Raw genomic sequence first — 17,101 nt, 5'->3', positions numbered from 1 at the left:
TTAGCTATCTCTCCTCACTCAATATACTCCTGGAATGAAATAATCTAAATTGATAAATAGGATGATCCCAACAACAAGTGAAAGAATCGTTGTCCGATATTGCTTCGTTTCTCTAACATATAACCACTCGAGGACCGCTCTAAATCCAATGATTACAGTGAAGTAAGTAATCCAATACCATTTCATATTAATATCATTCCAAACCAGAAAAGGTAAAACACAAAGAAAAATGAACATAATGATAAACCTGCCCAAACGGTCCAAGTTTCCCCCACTGTTTTTCCAAATCTTTATCGGCTTTATGCCTAAGAGTTTATTGCTTATTTTTTCGAAAAACATCACACCTATAAGAATAAGAAATAAATATAAGAACTTCATTTAACTCTCCTTTTATACTTTTTACTCATTTGTTATGTAGTTTAGCAATTTTATAATCTCTTTTATGAGGAGACTTTCCAAAGGTTCATTCCTTTTCCCGGACTACATCGTGCTTTCGCATCAACTTCCATCGCTAGCAGATGCAGAGGTGAATTTTGAAAAATAAGCAGCCATCATGAATAAAAGAATCATGAGCATCCAGCTGATTATTCCGATAGAATCAAACCAGTAGGCGATCAGATAGATGATTGCATTCAAGTAAAAACAGAACGGTGTTAAAAAACTCTTAACCCCTTTGATACCAGCTTTTTTCCTTTTGCGGATAACGTATATAATGGAAATAATCATTGCTATAATCAAACTAATTTGTAACACCATTCATTCTCCTTTTTGGCTTTGACAAGAATATGTTAACATAAATATCCATTAAGCAAAACTTCCAATAATTCGGTTTATGTCAACTTAATGGTAATTTTGAAATAATTCATGTGCTTGTATACGGATCAGGCCAACCACTTCGCGTCCTGCGGGGCATATTTCCTGAGCTTGCTACGCAGATAAAACTTTCAAAATTACCACGTTGACATTACACTTCCACTTCACATAATCCGTATTATCAGTACAAGAATTTCTTGTAAGCTTTAGCGAGATTTACTTCTGCCCTTTTGAGAGTAATTATTATTTTGGTCATAAAAAAGCACAGAAAATGCATATTGATTTTCTGTGCTTCGTTTTATTTCCCTTTTGACCCACCATTCTTACTATGAAGAGAGAAAAGGTTGGTATCGATGGAGAATTGAATCGATTGACGCTCTCTTTCCCTTTTTAATGCGAGCTGGATCAATTGATCAGTTAACTGTTCAAAGTTTTTACCGGTTGGTTCCCATAAATAAAATGATAAAGAACCAGGAATGGTATTAATTTCATTAACAAATACTTTACCTTCCGGATTCAACAAAAAGTCAATCCGGGACACACCGCTAGCGTTTAATAATTTAAATGTTTGTTCAGCTAATTGTTTTACTCTAATCGTTGCATCTTCAGAAATTTCTGCAGGAATAACCCGGTTAACACTTCCCATCCCTTTCGTATCACCGTTTTTTCCTCCGCTTTGGTATTTATCAGCATAGGAGAGAATCTCGTCTGTACTTAACACCTGTTCACAAAAAGAGCTTTCGACCTGTTCGTAATCTCCGATAACAGAACAGTTTACTTCTGTTAAATCTGTCACCATTTTCTCAATGATCACTTTAAAACTATACGAAACAGCGAGATCTATAGCTTCTTCCAATTCTTCTGCATTTGCCGCTTTGGAAATACCGACACTTGAACCTAAGTTAGCAGGCTTCACGATAACTGGATAGCCTACTTGTTCCGCTAATTGCTTGATTTTCTCCTGGTCTTCATGCCACTGACTTGCATAAAACCATTGGTAATCCACGATCGGAACACCTGCATCTCTTAGAATTTGTTTCATCATCACTTTATCCATTCCAGCAGCAGAAGAAGCTACATCACAACCTACATAAGGAATGCCTAATAATTCCAAATAGCCTTGTAAAGAACCATCTTCCCCGTTAGTACCATGAATAACTGGGAAAACCACATCTACGCTCGTAATTAGACCTTTGGAAAACATAGAACGTTCTTTTTTCTTTAATACAATTGTATTCTCATTTTCCTGTTCAAATACGACTTTGTCAGCGTCTTTAAAAAGCTGATCCAAATTTTTATAATTTTCAATATCTTTTAATACATCACCTGTATACCATTCACGTGATTTACTTATATATACTGGGATTGCTTCATATTTAGATGAGTCCATGGCATTGATTGCCTGTAGCGCCGAAATAACCGATACTTCGTGCTCTACTGATACACCACCAAAAATGACAGCTACTTTTGTTTTCACAGTCTTTTCCTCCTTCAATTTCTAAACCAGACACGTTTACTCATTGTACGTGTCCGGCAAATCATTTTCTAGTAAAATTATAGCGTCCTGACGATTCAACGCCTGGATTTGAGATATTGCATGATTTAAATCTGTAGCGATAAACAGTTGGTCCTCTGGATAATTTTTCTCACGAAGGCCATCCTGAATTGGTTTGGTTTGTTTCGCACCGACTAAAATAACATAATCACAGGCATCGGCTGCATACTGTCCAAACATTTTGTTATATTCAAACTCTTTATCACCTAACTCAACCATACCTGGTGTCACAAGGACTTTAAAGCCTTCCATTGTTCCTAGTACTTCTAATGCCATTCGGGAACCAGTCGGATTAGAGTTAAAACTATCATCAATTACTGTCAAATTACCGAAGCCTTTCTTAATTTCCATTCGGTGTTTAACTGCTTGGATTTTCTTTACACCTAGCTGCAGTTTATTTAACGGCACATTCATTTCCCAGGCAACACTTATCGCCGCTAGAATATTGTACACATTATGCTTTCCTAATAATTTCGTCTCAAAATCAGCATGCAATGTTCCTGCTTTATTAGAAACGGTGAATGTCGTCCCTTTATTGTGAAAACGTATGTTAGATGCCACATAATCAGCTGATTGATCATCAATCGCAAAATAAACTTTGCGACATGGATTCTTTGGCGTATAAGACATAATGTTCTCGTCATCACCATTTAAAAAGGCGATACCATCCTCTGGTAACGATTCGACAATTTCAAATTTTGTCTTTTTAATATTTTCTAATGTTTTAAAGGTTTCTAAATGCTGCTCACCAATGGCAGTTAGAATCGCATATTTATGACTAACGAGCTCACAAATTTCCTGAATATTGCCTGGCTCTTTTGCGCCCATTTCCGCAATGAACACATCATGATACGGCTTGAGAGAATTACGGATGGTAATAGTAACCCCGATTTTTGTATTAAAACTGTTTGGTGTTTTCAACGTATTAAAATGAGAGGATAAGATTGTATCCAAGATAAATTTCGTGCTTGTTTTTCCAAAACTTCCTGTAATACCAACCGTTTCTGTGTTCGTCGCACTGTCAATAATTCGTTTCGCATCCTGATAATAGTGTTCTTTAATTCTATTTTCGATCGGACGATTTATCAAATTTGCTAATAAAATAATACCATATGTAAACAATGATCCTAATACGATTACAAAAACAGCATAGCTTAATGGGTAATCATTCCAGATAAAATGTAAGCTAGTAGCAATCAAAAAGAGATAAATAATGAAGATTGTAATAATCAGACGTTTTACACGGGCTGTTACAACAAGCTTTTTCTTCTCTTGTTTGTTTCTTGGTACGAAAAGTCCTAATAACACGATCAAAAAGACAATCCAATTTTCCGTGAAATAATAAATAATGGAAACGACTAACGCAAGCCATTCATTAATAGGAAAAACACGCATGCGATGCCCTGTCATCCATCGATATAGACGATTATTGAAATAACTGTTTAATTGCAACATATGAAGGCCTTGTTTTACCCGGAAGAACAGATAGGCGATCCATATGACACTCAATAGGCTTAAAACGATTTGCATGATCAAACTGCTCCTTTATCTTCTTCTAAAAAAGTATCTATAATAATGGCTACCCTCTGCTTGTGTTCAAGAAACACGTAATGAGTAGCATTTTCAATGACGGCCAGACCCGCATTAGGGATCAGCTGTTCCATTACCTTTGCATCACTAACGGGTGTAGCAGTATCATTTGCTCCCCAAATAAGTAAAGTAGGTGCTTTAATATTTGGCATATGATGCTGCAGATCTTCATTCACGACTTTGCTTAATGTTTGCTGCATCACACGTGAAGCATTTTGATAGTCAGCCGAACCTGCTTTTCCTCGATATTTCGCAATAATATCGTCTTTATACCGGTTAATGCCCGGTAAACTAAGCACTTTCTTTAATGTTTTATAGCTGTATACTTTCACATAATAATCTACTTTGCGCTTCGGCTTGATTCCGGCACTGCCTATCAAGATGATTTTGTGCACACCTTGCTGATGACGATCAGCATACTTAATCGATACCCGTCCGCCAAAAGAATGACCAATTAAAATAGGATTGGTTATTTGTAATTTTTGCAGAAACTTCTCTAAAAAATCGGTGTATTGATCGACATTCCATGATTCACTCGGATCATCACTCGCTCCAAATCCAGGAAAATCAAGTGAAGTAACCTGAAAATGGTTACTCAGCTTCTGCTGCAGGTCATCAAATAAATCGAGACTCGTTCCCCAACCATGCAGCATCACAATCGGGCGCCCCTCTCCAGTTTGTTTATAATGTATGTTTAATTGACCGACTTCGATAAACACAATTGAACGCTCCCTTTTCAATCTCAACTTATAACATTCGTACATCACTTATACTATATGACGTTAATTCGATATTTAGAAAATAATTTCAGAAACACACTCTTAATCATATCATAAAATGCACAAAATATTATATCTGAAATATACGAATCAAGCAATTTCTTTCGGAACAGTCTCTAATTCTCAGTCGGACTTGATAAAAAAATACGTTTCATCTATGTTATGTTATTTTTGAATGATGGACCACGCCAAAACATGGATCAAACTCTGCTTAAAAAAGTGCGAACTGAAGCTCCACTTTGGAAAGCGATCTTCTTTTCAAAGTTTGCAGTCCCTCGGAAAGGGAGTTTTTCGGAGCGTTGGATGAGCACTCAGCTTGATACTTTGGCAAGCTGTTACTTCTCGGCATTTTAAAAAGCAAAAGAGAAAAGCCGAACATAACAAAAGGCATGCTTGATGACATTTTGTGTTATGTTCGGCTTTTATTTGACTAGAAATCCTTTTTCTCGGCCTCTTCGTTATATCCTTCTTTTAAAGTGTCAATGGCTTGTTCATGTGTTTCTGCTAAACCTTTGCTAAGTTCATCTGTTTGCTTATAATCGTCGGGTTGATAATTTTTTTCTCCGACTTTTGCTTTTTTATTTGGATTCATTCTTATCACCTCTCACTTAGCATCTGCTAAGCAAGATTAATATATACGAGTCTATTCTGTGTCTGACAAATTTTTTGTAATGCTCACCTAAAATTGTTCATACGTGATGCACCTTGCCACCACAAACATCGCAGAAAACAAAGGGCTTACAAATCAGCTCAGTAACATTTGCAAATCCATTTTACCAACGTCCTTCAACTGTCTGTCTTCTTAGCTGTTTCCAGCGTTCTATGATGCAGCTTTTTCTCTTCATACATTAGCGTATCTGCATGGTGCAATAATTCGTCAATTGTGTTTCCGTGATCCGGAAAGAAGCTCAATCCGATACTGGCAGATAGAAGCATTTCTTTTTGATTAATCAGAAGTGGCTGCTGAATAATTGATAGTAACTCTTCGCATAGTTGGTCGACTTCTTCATTCTGTGCTATTTCTACAATACCTACAAATTCATCACCGGCCAAACGGTAAAAAATAACGGGCTTTGATCGTTGAAATTCTTTTAATCTCTTTGCCAATACTTTTAAAAGCAAATCCCCACCACTATGGCCGAGAGTATCATTTACTTGTTTAAATTTATCTAAATCTATAAAAATAATAGCAAGGCGCTCTTCGCGGATCTCACGATCTAAACATTCACTTAAATCCGTGTGAAAGGAATGCCGATTTGGTAAATTAGTTAATGTATCAAAGTGTGCTAATTGGTATAGTTTTGCTTCTGATGCCATCAATTGATCTGTTCGGGCAGTTAATAGCTCATTTTTCTTTCTGACTTCGATAAACATCGACTGAAGACGATTTGCCACTTTTTCAATATTTAATCCTAATTTCGAAAATTCAAAAATAGATGTATCACGCCAGAAGAACCGTTCCTGTCGCTGCATTTTTTCAGGAAGATCACTCGTCATTTGGGTAAGACGAGTTAAGGAATTTGATAAAATTCTATTGACAAGCATGCCAAAGAATAAAGCCACAAACAATACGAATAATGCAAATAGTAAATAATCAATTAAGTTACGAGTTAATTCCAATACTTCACTTTGCGTCGGAATGACCAGATAGGTACTTTTATTCAAAAAATTCATTTCACCTATGTAATAACCTTGTGCCCAATCAAAGATAGTGGGAGTTCTTATCGGCAGCCAAATGGAACCATCCGTATGTATCTCTTTCACAAAACCAGTTGTAAAATATTCAATATTCGTTTTAGCTGTCAATTGATTAGCATCTACCCATAATTGATTATCCTTGTCTAGAATGAAAATTCGTTTATTTGTATGTCCGATAAAATGATCAAATACTTCCTTGATTCTTGCTTTTTCCGATATCGCATTCAAATCATAGTTTTGAATTTCAGTGGAATCCATTTCATCAATTTTATATTGAACCTGCTCTATTAACTGCTGATGCTCTTCGTGATAAAGCTGATATAAATCATTCTCCATCTCTTTGGTGTTCACTAAAATAATGATCAGTAATGGAAGAACTGCAGAAAAGATTAATATATGTGAAATGACTTGCCCAAAATATAAGCGATGCTGATGCCGAAAGTACTTCTTAAATTTCGGTACAAGAGGTAGATAATCACAAACTATATCCGCAACAAGTGCAGCAAACAATATTTCTGTCACCGATTGTACAACTAGAAAATCTGTCAATTCACGGGAATGAGGTAATAGATCTGAATAAAATAAGACGATTAAAGAATATACTAAAAATATCAATAAAGAATACGCAAAACTCCAGGTGAACAAGTCTTTCCTTTTTGTCACATATAAAGAACCAATTAGTAATACTTCTATTATGCTATAGAAAACAAAGCCGTTATCCATTCCCGTGAAGTAAGTGATACCGCTCATTACACTTACTAACAGAAGAGCGAATCGCACACCGAATATGCGTATAGCAGCTAGGTAGAGGATTGACGAAAAGCTTAATGTAACACCGAAGATCAAAGGGATGGAAAGATATTGCGCCATGACAGTCAACGCAAGTATAAAAAAAAATAAACTAACAAGCTTGTAATCTCTATTGCGCATTATTCTAAGCTCCTTGTCTGGTATTACCGTTTTAAGATACTATTAAAATGAAGTTGATTACCTTAGCTCACATATTTCATACAGGAGGATATAAATTATGTCATCTAAAAAACCCATACAAAAATGTATAGGTTCCCCTGTGATATTTATCAGGTAACCCAGCCATCGTCGTGAAATTTCACCTTAGATCTGTGGTTTTGCGTCTCTATTTTTCAATAGATTTGCCTTTTCTAATTATATAGTACTATTTTATCACATTTCTTTCCAATTATTTAGTTCTATCAAAACTATATTCCTATCCATTTTAATATAAATAGTATCAAACAATCAATATCATTTGATATTTATTTAATAAATTCTTTCTATACATGAAAGAGAAATCAGTTCGATTAACACGAACTGATTTCTCTGCTATCACCTTATGGTAATACGACTTCATCTTCCCACGCTAGCATGCCACCTGTCATGTTTGTCGCTTTAATACCATTTGCTTCTAGATATTCTGTAGCACGTCCACTTCTTGCACCTGAACGGCAGATCATATAGTAATGTTGGTTCTGATCAAATTCATCCAACCGATCTGGTATTTCTCCTAAACGGATTTGTATTGCTCCTGGGATCATCCCTTGTGCTACTTCTTCATCCTCACGAACATCTACGATATGAAGTTTTTCTCCTTCTTTTAATTTTTCAGCTAGTTGATTTGGTTGAATTTCGTTCATGTTGATACCTCCCATAAATTATCTATCCTTAGTATAGCAATTTTAAATAAATAATGTAATATTTCCATCTTCTGAATCATCAATATATGCTGCAACCCCTGCATATTCAATGTCTTCTAATAATTCTTCTTTTTGTAATTCGAGTAAATCCATTGTCATTGTGCAAGCAATCAATTTCACTTCTTGCGCCTGCGCCATTTCCACCAACTCGTGTACTGGTAAAGCATTATGCTTCTTCATTACATGTTTAATCATTTGTGGTCCCAAGCCTAAATAATTCATTTTTGACAATCCCATTTTGTTTGCACCTTTAGGCATCATTTTTCCAAATATTTCTTCTAGTAATCCTTTTTTTACATGAAGGTGTTCATCTTTTCGCAGCGCATTTAATCCCCAAAATGTGTGAAAAATGACCACCTCATGGTCATAAGCAGCAGCTCTGTTTGCTATAATATAGGCAGCCATCGCTTTATCATAGTCTCCATGAACAATACTATCGTGGTTTTCTTGTTTGACATATCTACCACCCATTCTACCTGTACCTGTATAGGTATATTAAAATATGGAAAGAAACTGCCTTATCCCGCAAAAATAGATATAACGTATAAGACAGTTACCTTATTATTTAACGACTCTTTACTAGTAAATTTACCGCTTCTTTTATCAAATCTTCCGAGCTTTGACCAGATTCCTGTTCCTCTCGAATGCATTTTTCAAGATTTGTACTAACGATTAATGCTGCCGTTCTATCTAGTGCACTTCGACAAGCAGACATCTGCGTAACGACATCTCTACAATCCTTGCCTTCATCCATCATCTTAATTAATCCACGGATCTGTCCTTCAATCCGTTTCATTCGGTTGATTACTTTTGCATCGTATTCCATGATGAAGACGCCCCTTTCTATATCAAATATATCTCTATCATACTAAATGAGTCGCAATGAGGAAAATAATACAACACTCAACACTTATCATATACCCCTGTTGGTATTTTTGTCAAGTTAGTAATCTAATAAGAATCTTTTGTAAAAAAGCTGAGCATAAACCAATTAACATTAATTAAGCTACCTATAATACACAGACAATGTTTAACGGTATCCTCATCTGCCAATCAATATAATGTCAGTTGCTATCTACTTCCTTATCTAACATATAAAGACGCCTGCTACGAGAGCGAGCGCCTTCATCAATGGTTTTTATACCCCATACCGTTCTTCTTCAATTTGTTCTAATGTTTTTCCTCTTGTTTTTGGCGCTAATGCTATACCAATAATCAAATGAATAACCAGGAATATAATCATTACAACACCAGCTACTGTGAAGCTGAGTGCATCCATTAAAATTGGCAAAATAAAGGACCAAATAGCAATACCGGTACGTACTAAGAAATACATAAAACCTTGCGCACTAGCACGGTAACGCGTAATAAATAGTTCGCTTGTCCACAGGGCATAAAATGCTTGTGCACCAATACCTGCAGCTGAACCCCACAACACCACAAACAATACTAATGAAACCCAGTTCATTGGCATAAAAGTTAGAATGATCCAAGCTACTACACCTACTGCTGCACCCAATCCAAAAAGGAAGCGCTGACTTACTTTATCCGCCAATTTCATAAAACCGAAATATGTTGTCAGAACGGTAAACATCCATAAGAATGCCTGAAGTAAGTTAGCTTGTCCATTCGATAAACCGCCTACATTTTCATAAATATACGGCATAAAGTAACCCATTGCACCAGCAGTTAAATTCCAGAATAAATAAATTCCGATTAGCAGGAATAAAGCTTGTCTGTTAACTGCTAATGAAAACAACTCTTTTAAAGAGCTTTTCTTTATTTTAGTCTTTTTCTGTTCTTGCTGTCTTTTCAAATTATCCTCTGTCCAGATTCGTGATTCTGGTAAACCACGTCTTAAAATCCATGTGACAAAGGCTACCACAAGCAAATGAAAGAAAATGATACGAGAACCTAATAATCCTAATGGCTCGAGTAATACTGCAAGCGCAAAAGTAATCATCGGTCCAATAGACCAAGCTAATTGTGAAGCTCCTACTCGTGCTGCACGTTGTTTAGAAGGTGCTTCTTCTGCGATGTAAGTCCAAGATACAGGTACTGCAACCCCAACAGCGACACCAGTAATAATTGTACCGATTAGTAACATCGGGAAGTTAAACGATAACATAATTAATAAAATACCAAACATATAAACTAGCAAATCGTAATTAAAAACGATTTTTCGACCGTATTTATCCGTAATATACCCACCTAAAAGTGCACCAACAGCAGCTCCTAAAGCGTTTGCACTTAATGCACTTAGTAAACCTACTCCTACACTGTCAATGCCAAGATATGTTTGCCATAACGTTAAACTGCTGGCTGCAGCTATAATAGCCCCAGCTTCAATATAATTTGCCATAGCGATCGCTATTGTTGCTAACCATCCTGTTGTTTCTTTTCTTTTTATAGCTTTCCCCATTTGTTAAACCTCCGTTAGATGATATGTGTTAGTCCATATGAAATACTTCTTGTAAATCAGTCGTTACTGGACTATTATCTGTATTCGTTTCCATAACTGGTTCCATAAAGTCCCACCATTTTTTATTAATTTCAGTGGTGGCTATTTTGCTCCATAACACTTCATCTTCGATTTCTACGTAACCAAACAACGTGCTAGTTTCTTTATCAAGAAAAATCGAATAATTTTTAGCCCCATGACGATGCAATTCTTCTACCATTTCTGGCCATATTTCGTTATGGCGTTTTTCATATTCTTCATGCATATCTGGGTACACCTTCATTAAAAAGCCTTTGCGGACCATTATTCTCCTCCCCCTCTTTTGTAACGCTTTCATTATACTTACTAAAAAAAGAATAAACCTTTTCACCCAAAAAGTCAAACAGAAACAAACATAAATAAAGTTATATAAAGATGTAATTTTTGGATTTATATCTGAAATTAAGGAAAAACGGGCAAAACCAACCTTTATTCTATAATTGAACAAACTTACATGTTTTATCATGCAGGTTATGATCAAGGATGTTATCTTAGAACGTTCCCCGCTCAATTTGGTCAAAAAGCAAGGTGAGATTTAGTACTTCATGACTTTGGTTTCAATAACAAAAGCGTCTCTTTCACTACCGATGGAGAAAGAAACTAGATCGATTTTTCGTCAAAATAAAAGCCGAACATAACATCATCTCAGAATGAAAGATTCACGTTATGTCCGGCTATTCCACTTCTTAAAACGATCCGATCTAATGGTTAGGAAAAAAACTCTATTTCCATATAGTCTGTCAAAATGAACGCAATGCTTATTGAGACAAACTTGTCATTACTTCCCAGTTCGCTTCAACATTGTATTACATGTATCTGGAACACTCCCCAGTCATATCTTAATTGTCGTTCTCTAGTATAAACATTTTGTTTTATCCCAGTTTCTTATAAACTAAAAGCTGTTAGTTTCTCTTGATTAATATAATGTATAGTTGATATAAGTTCTTCTTGTTTTACCGGTCTTGAAAACCAGTAACCTTGGAATATCTGACAACCAAGTTCTTCTAATAATTTTATTTGTTCGAAGTTTTCGACACCTTCTGCTATCACGCTCAATTCAAGCGCTTTACTCATCTCCATAATTGCTTGCAGAATCGCTGTATTTTTATGATCTTGAAAAAGGTCCATCACAAAGGACCGGTCAATTTTCAATACATCAATCGGGAATTTCTTCAAATAAGCTAAGGAGGAATAACCAACCCCGAAGTCGTCAACCTCTATTCCAATTCCAAATGTATGAAGTTGATGCAGAAGATGTAAGGAAAGTTCTAAATCCTCTAATAATAAGCTCTCTGTAATTTCAAAACTGATTTGTTGTGCAGGACAACCTTTTTTTCCTAATAAATTTTTGACTTTATCAACAAAATCAGCTTCTTTCATTTGCTTGTAAGAAATATTAATGGACACATGGAAATAATGTCCCTGTTTATTCCATTTTACAATATCATCAACGATTTTCTCCATCACATAATCACTTATTGGCACGATCCATCCGGTCTCTTCAGCTACACCAATAAATTCCCCTGGTGATACCACACCTAATTGTTGATTATTCCATCGTAACAATGCTTCTAACCCTGTAATTTCACCCTTTTTCAGGTCGATTTGCGGCTGATAATATAACTCCAATTCTTTTTGATCCATTGCTTGGTATAAATATCGCTTAATATGTAACTCTCGGTTTTTATCATTGGCTTGATCATTGAAATAAAAATAAAATTGATTTTTGCCAAAGCTTTTAGCTATCTGCAATGCTTCCTGCCCTTGTAAAATCATCATATCTGCTGTTTGCTTTTCATAACAAACCACACCTATCGATACGCTAGCTAAAAATTCTTGCTCTTCATATCTCCAAGGGAGTCTCAATTTGTCGAAAAATTTCAGCATTACCCGTTCCAGCTGTTTCTTAGTAAGTTTCGTAATCAGACAAAACTCATCTTCCCCACTCCGTGCTAATACGATTGGTTGAAAGTGGTCCCTTAACCTTTTTGACATTTCCATCATCACATAATCCCAAGCCTTTATTCCGTACATACTTTTGATTTCTTTCATCTGATCAAAATCAAGTAGCAGAAGGTTAAAGCGATATTTTGCTTGTACTAGATAGTCCAACTCTTTTCTCAGCTTATATTTATTAGGTAATTGTGTTACCGGATCAAAGTAAAGAATTCTATCTAAAGATTCCTGATATTGCTTTCTGGACGTTACATCCCTTGCTAAAAACAACAAACTTGTTTCATTGTTTTGATCAACCACACGCTTTCCTTTCACATCCAGCCATTTCAAATGACCACGGTGATCTGTTACCTCTATTTCAGTATTATCCTCTTCTTTAACATATAATAAATAATGAATAAGATATTGAATCGTCTGTTTTGAAGTGTCACTAAACATTTTCTCAATATTATGACGTGAAATGTTATTGCCTATTAATTGCTTGATCGATGGTGAAACATATTGCAAGTCTTTTTTCGCATTGATCAGACAAATAATATCTGTAGTATTTTCAGCAATTAATCGGAAACGGTAATTACTCTCTTTAATCGTTTCCTGGAAATTTAAATTCTCCATCACTTGTCCAATAATATAAGCATAGGTTTCCAACGCTCTTATTTCCTGTTCCGAAGGAGTATGAAGATTTTTGCGATATAGGGTGAAGACACCAATGACGTCATCTGTACTTGTATTGATTGGTGTCGACCAGATTGTCTGAATTCCGTACCTTTGTGATAAATCTACATATTTTGTATTTTCAAGTGATAACAGATTATCGATGATGATAGTTTTATTATAGAATGCGGCTTCCCCGCTAATTCCTTCCTTCTTTTTAATGGGGAAGTCAATTAGTTCATCTAAAAATTCCTGTGGCAAGGAATAAGTAGCATATGTACGCAATTGCATTGTCTGAATGTCCTTCTGAAAAATTAAACTTTGGTAGCCTGTCTGTTCATCTACGATTTTACAAACTTCTCGAAAGGCTTTTTGTTTATCTGATTGTTCCAGTAATTTTTTAACGATCAGAAATTGGTTTTCTACTAGAACAGACTGATTCTTTTTTTCCGTAATGTCATTTTGAATGCCTATTAAAAATCTTTTCTCCTTATTCATTACTGGTTTAATTTTAAGTTCATTCCAGAATTCATCGCCATTTTTTTTATAATTTTTTATTTCTACCTGAACTGATTGGAATTGATTTAAAGCTTTTTGAACGCTGGTAATATCTTCTTCCCGCGTATTTCGACCATGAAGAATCCTGCAATTCCGTCCTACCACTTCATCTGCAGTATAGCCGGTAATCTCTTCAAATCCTTTATTCACATAGACGATGGGATCGTCCGCTTGATCAGGATCAACTAAAATTATCCCACTGGAAATTTGGTCAAACAGGTGTAATAATCTTTGGTTCTCTTCCAGTGATTCTGTAGCAAGTAACTCTGTTACAATTCGTGATTGTAATTCTTTTTCATATTTTTTTGTTAGTATTCGTATTAAATAATAAAGTAAACAAGATGTTATGGTGAGGAAAATCAAATGCATGAATGTATGTTGATCTATCCATAAAGCAGAAGCTAACCGTTGTAGAATTATGTTGGAAAAGTCAGAAAAAAGGATCCATAAAACACCAATCAAAACATAGACACTCGTAATTCGAAGTGCGCTTTTCACTATCGCCACCCCTAGTTTCACTGACATCATATTAGTTGGTATTATCATACCATATCCATCCTTAGGACACTATACCTAAAAACAAAAAAATAACCGCAAATTAACAGTGCTTTTTAATCAGAAAAAGGAGCAGACTTGTCATAAAGTGATGGATCTGCTCCTGTTGCTCAACCTTTTAGACTATTTTAAATTTTTCTATTTGCTTTTCTAAAGATCCTGCCAAAGCTTCTAATTCCTGTGCACTACGCGAAACTTCTTCCATTGAATGATTTGTTTCTTCAGCTGATGCAGCTGTTTCCTCAACTGCAGCAGCAGATTCCTGACTAACAGCAGCAATTTCGTCCACTGACCGATGCATTTCCGCGCTGTGTTCATTGACCTCTTTTAAGTTATTCCCCATTTGCTTGATACGGTTTACCATTTCTGCGATCGATTGATTAATCGTAGAGAAGTTATCACCTGTATGTCGCATTTGCTCCGTACCGTTTTCTACTTCCTGATATCCCGCTTCTAACGATTGTGCTACTTGATTTGACTCTGTCTGAATATTTGCTACCAGATTCGTAATATCCGCAATAGAATTCGTGACTTGTTCTGCCAGTTTTCTTACCTCATCAGCTACAACAGCAAACCCTTTTCCAGATTCACCCGCTCTTGCTGCTTCTATTGCTGCATTCAACGCTAACAAATTCGTTTGGTCAGCAATCTCTTTTATTACTTCTACAATACTATCAATTTCTTCTGTCCGTTTATCCAATCCTTGTACTTTATGATAGGATGACTGTACCATTTTATGAATCGTTCTCATTTGATTAACTGAACTATCAATGGCTTGTTTTCCTTGCTGGCTTAAATCCATTACTTGTGCTGATTCACCTGCGATTTGGTTCCCATATTCGACAACACTGTTCACTCTCTGGTTGTATTGATCCATTGCACTTGCCAAGTCAGAAGCATGGCTTGCTTGTGACTCACTTCCAGAAGATAATTCTTCCATTGTTGCAGCTATTTGTTCACTGCCCTCTTTTACTTGTTCAGAGGACTGCTTTAATGTACTGCTTTGTCCTAACACCTGGCCAGTTGCCATCATTAATTGATTAATAGTTCCATATAGATTATCTTTCAATGTATTCATAGCTTGTGCTAATTCTTCAAATTCGTCTTTTCCTTCTACTTTAACATCCGGTCTGGACAAATCACCTTGTGCTAAATAATTGAGCTCGGTTTTAACGACGGCAATATTGCGATTAATTAATCTCACAATAAGGAGTACGATTAAAAGCCCAATCACAACCGCTATGGCCATTGTAATTAAGGTAGATTGGAGAAGGTCCTGTCTCATATCAGATACTAAGGTATACATATCAAAATCTAGAGCTACTACTCCGATAATGGAACCATCATCTCCTTGAATGGTTTGAGCTAATGTAATAGTTGGTTTATCAGTTGCCGTATCTAAATAAGGTTTTGACCAGATTAATTGGTCCGGATTAGCAGTAGCTTTATAATACCAATCTGTTTCAGTAGCTTTATAACCAGATAAATCCGCATTATCTGTATTTTTGTCCATATAAAGTGCATTATCAGGTGTGGCAACATATAGATTAAGTATATATTCCATATTTTTAGCTTGTTCTGATAAAAAGGCTTCATAAAATCTCGTTAATTTCGGGTTGTTCATCACAGGCATATTAGAAGAAGTTGATTCCTCAAGATCTGACGTCTGCACCTTCTGATAGTTTATTTCCTCTAATGTAGACAAGTCAGATAAAAATGCTTCATATTTATCGAAGGTTTTATTGTATTTAGGTGATATTTCAACGATATCATCCTTCTGTACTATTGCTCTTTCTAAAATTTCTGTCTGTTGGTAGGATATATACCCAACGAAACTTATTGGGATAATGAGTAACAAAATCATAGTAGCAGGTAACTTAAATCGTAACTGTCGTAACTTTCGCATAGTTGTCCCCTTCTTTTTTCTAGTATCTTTCGCATCAGTCTATATTACCACATGTCACAGATCGTTACTATACCTTAAGATAAGTTAAGTCTTATTACCTATTATTTGGGTCTTTGAATAGAAAGAAGTAAAGCATCTTTAATGCTTATATATAAATCAAGCTACCTATAATACGGATTATGTCAACTAGACAATTTATCGATATGACCATTTTGAAATGTGTTATCTGCAAGGAAATCGCTCCAGCACAAGAATCATTTCGAAATTACCACTATGTTGACATAATCCGTATTATAAGAATTCATCCTTTTTATTTTTCAATTTTGGTTGAATTTCTCGTCTGTCAGTCGTGCATACAAAACAACAGCTAGCACTATTCAGTTGCTAGCTGTTTTTATCGAATTATTTTACGATTAGTACCGGGCAATGAGCTCGTTTGGCTATTTTATAACTGACACTTCCTAAAATCATCGTTTGCAATTTATTCAAGCCTCTGCTTCCTACTATAAAGACATCGTAGAAATGATCGTTGGCAAACGAGACAATAGCAGGCCCAGGTTCACCGTGTATGACATGTGATTCACATACAATGCTTGTCTCTTTCATCACATCTAACACTGGTTTTAATTTTAGCTCTCTTTCTACACCTGATATTTATCCAAACCATGTAACACATCTTCTTTTGAAGTTTTGCCATCGACTGCGTAAACAACATCTATTTTGCTATTTTCAATTTTCGCTAATGCTACAGCATGTGATGCGGCACGTAATGAATGCTCGGAGCCGTCAGAAGCTAATAATATTATTCGATACATCCGTTCACCT

Annotated in this window: 13 protein-coding genes, 2 pseudogenes and 1 riboswitch; all 15 genes and pseudogenes read right to left on the bottom strand. The window is 35.7% G+C overall.

Going from position 1 to position 17,101, the window contains the following annotated elements; translation table 11 throughout:
- Positions 1 to 18: 18 nt before the first annotated feature.
- The 15 genes and pseudogenes from MUN88_RS13335 to MUN88_RS13265 all read right to left on the bottom strand — a co-directional run bounded on the left by MUN88_RS13335 (position 19) and on the right by MUN88_RS13265 (position 17,091).
- Positions 19 to 378, bottom strand: a complete 360-nt coding sequence (locus MUN88_RS13335; RefSeq protein WP_244715820.1) for a DUF4181 domain-containing protein — start codon at positions 376 to 378, stop codon at positions 19 to 21.
- 120 nt (positions 379 to 498) lie between these two features.
- The gene (locus MUN88_RS13330; RefSeq protein WP_244715818.1) at positions 499 to 756 is read right to left on the bottom strand and encodes a hypothetical protein; all 258 of its coding nucleotides are present in this window, start codon (positions 754 to 756) and stop codon (positions 499 to 501) included.
- 355 nt (positions 757 to 1,111) lie between these two features.
- Positions 1,112 to 2,290, bottom strand: coding sequence for a D-alanine--D-alanine ligase family protein (locus MUN88_RS13325; protein ID WP_244715816.1), 1,179 nt, complete (start codon positions 2,288 to 2,290; stop codon positions 1,112 to 1,114).
- 36 nt (positions 2,291 to 2,326) lie between these two features.
- Positions 2,327 to 3,898 carry a UDP-N-acetylmuramoyl-tripeptide--D-alanyl-D-alanine ligase gene (locus MUN88_RS13320; RefSeq protein ID WP_244715814.1) on the bottom strand — a complete coding sequence of 524 codons (1,572 nt, stop codon included), beginning with the start codon at positions 3,896 to 3,898 and terminating at the stop codon, positions 2,327 to 2,329.
- A 2-nt stretch (positions 3,899 to 3,900) separates the two neighbouring features.
- On the bottom strand, positions 3,901 to 4,677 hold the full coding sequence (locus MUN88_RS13315; RefSeq protein ID WP_244715812.1) for an alpha/beta fold hydrolase: 777 nt from the start codon (positions 4,675 to 4,677) through the stop codon (positions 3,901 to 3,903).
- Between the two features lie 490 nt (positions 4,678 to 5,167).
- The gene (locus MUN88_RS13310) at positions 5,168 to 5,329 is read right to left on the bottom strand and encodes a YozQ family protein (RefSeq protein WP_244715810.1); all 162 of its coding nucleotides are present in this window, start codon (positions 5,327 to 5,329) and stop codon (positions 5,168 to 5,170) included.
- A 194-nt stretch (positions 5,330 to 5,523) separates the two neighbouring features.
- Entirely contained in the window at positions 5,524 to 7,365 is a 1,842-nt protein-coding gene (locus tag MUN88_RS13305) for a diguanylate cyclase domain-containing protein (RefSeq protein WP_244715808.1), read from the bottom strand.
- A gap of 149 nt (positions 7,366 to 7,514) precedes the next feature.
- A riboswitch (cyclic di-GMP riboswitch) is annotated at positions 7,515 to 7,601 on the bottom strand.
- 183 nt (positions 7,602 to 7,784) lie between these two features.
- Entirely contained in the window at positions 7,785 to 8,087 is a 303-nt protein-coding gene (locus MUN88_RS13300; RefSeq protein WP_244715806.1) for a rhodanese-like domain-containing protein, read from the bottom strand.
- Positions 8,088 to 8,129: 42 nt separating this feature from the next.
- A pseudogene (locus MUN88_RS13295) lies at positions 8,130 to 8,605 on the bottom strand (DsrE/DsrF/DrsH-like family protein).
- Between the two features lie 107 nt (positions 8,606 to 8,712).
- Positions 8,713 to 8,973: a metal-sensitive transcriptional regulator gene (locus MUN88_RS13290; protein ID WP_244715804.1), complete on the bottom strand. Its 261-nt coding sequence runs from the start codon at positions 8,971 to 8,973 to the stop codon at positions 8,713 to 8,715.
- A gap of 312 nt (positions 8,974 to 9,285) precedes the next feature.
- On the bottom strand, positions 9,286 to 10,569 hold the full coding sequence (locus MUN88_RS13285) for an MFS transporter (protein WP_244715802.1): 1,284 nt from the start codon (positions 10,567 to 10,569) through the stop codon (positions 9,286 to 9,288).
- A 28-nt stretch (positions 10,570 to 10,597) separates the two neighbouring features.
- Positions 10,598 to 10,912 (bottom strand): L-rhamnose mutarotase, encoded by a 315-nt coding sequence (gene rhaM / locus MUN88_RS13280; RefSeq protein ID WP_244715799.1) that lies wholly within the window; start codon positions 10,910 to 10,912, stop codon positions 10,598 to 10,600.
- 620 nt (positions 10,913 to 11,532) lie between these two features.
- Positions 11,533 to 14,361: an EAL domain-containing protein gene (locus MUN88_RS13275; protein WP_244715797.1), complete on the bottom strand. Its 2,829-nt coding sequence runs from the start codon at positions 14,359 to 14,361 to the stop codon at positions 11,533 to 11,535.
- Between the two features lie 127 nt (positions 14,362 to 14,488).
- Positions 14,489 to 16,276, bottom strand: a complete 1,788-nt coding sequence (locus MUN88_RS13270) for a methyl-accepting chemotaxis protein (protein ID WP_244715795.1) — start codon at positions 16,274 to 16,276, stop codon at positions 14,489 to 14,491.
- Between the two features lie 402 nt (positions 16,277 to 16,678).
- Positions 16,679 to 17,091: pseudogene (locus MUN88_RS13265) on the bottom strand (universal stress protein).
- Positions 17,092 to 17,101 lie beyond the last annotated feature (10 nt).

Origin of the sequence: Gracilibacillus caseinilyticus, assembly GCF_022919115.1 — a bacterium.
Lineage (GTDB): Bacteria > Bacillota > Bacilli > Bacillales > Amphibacillaceae > Gracilibacillus > Gracilibacillus caseinilyticus.
Note: the sequence above shows the minus strand (reverse complement) of the source record. Positions and strands in the feature narration are given on the sequence as shown.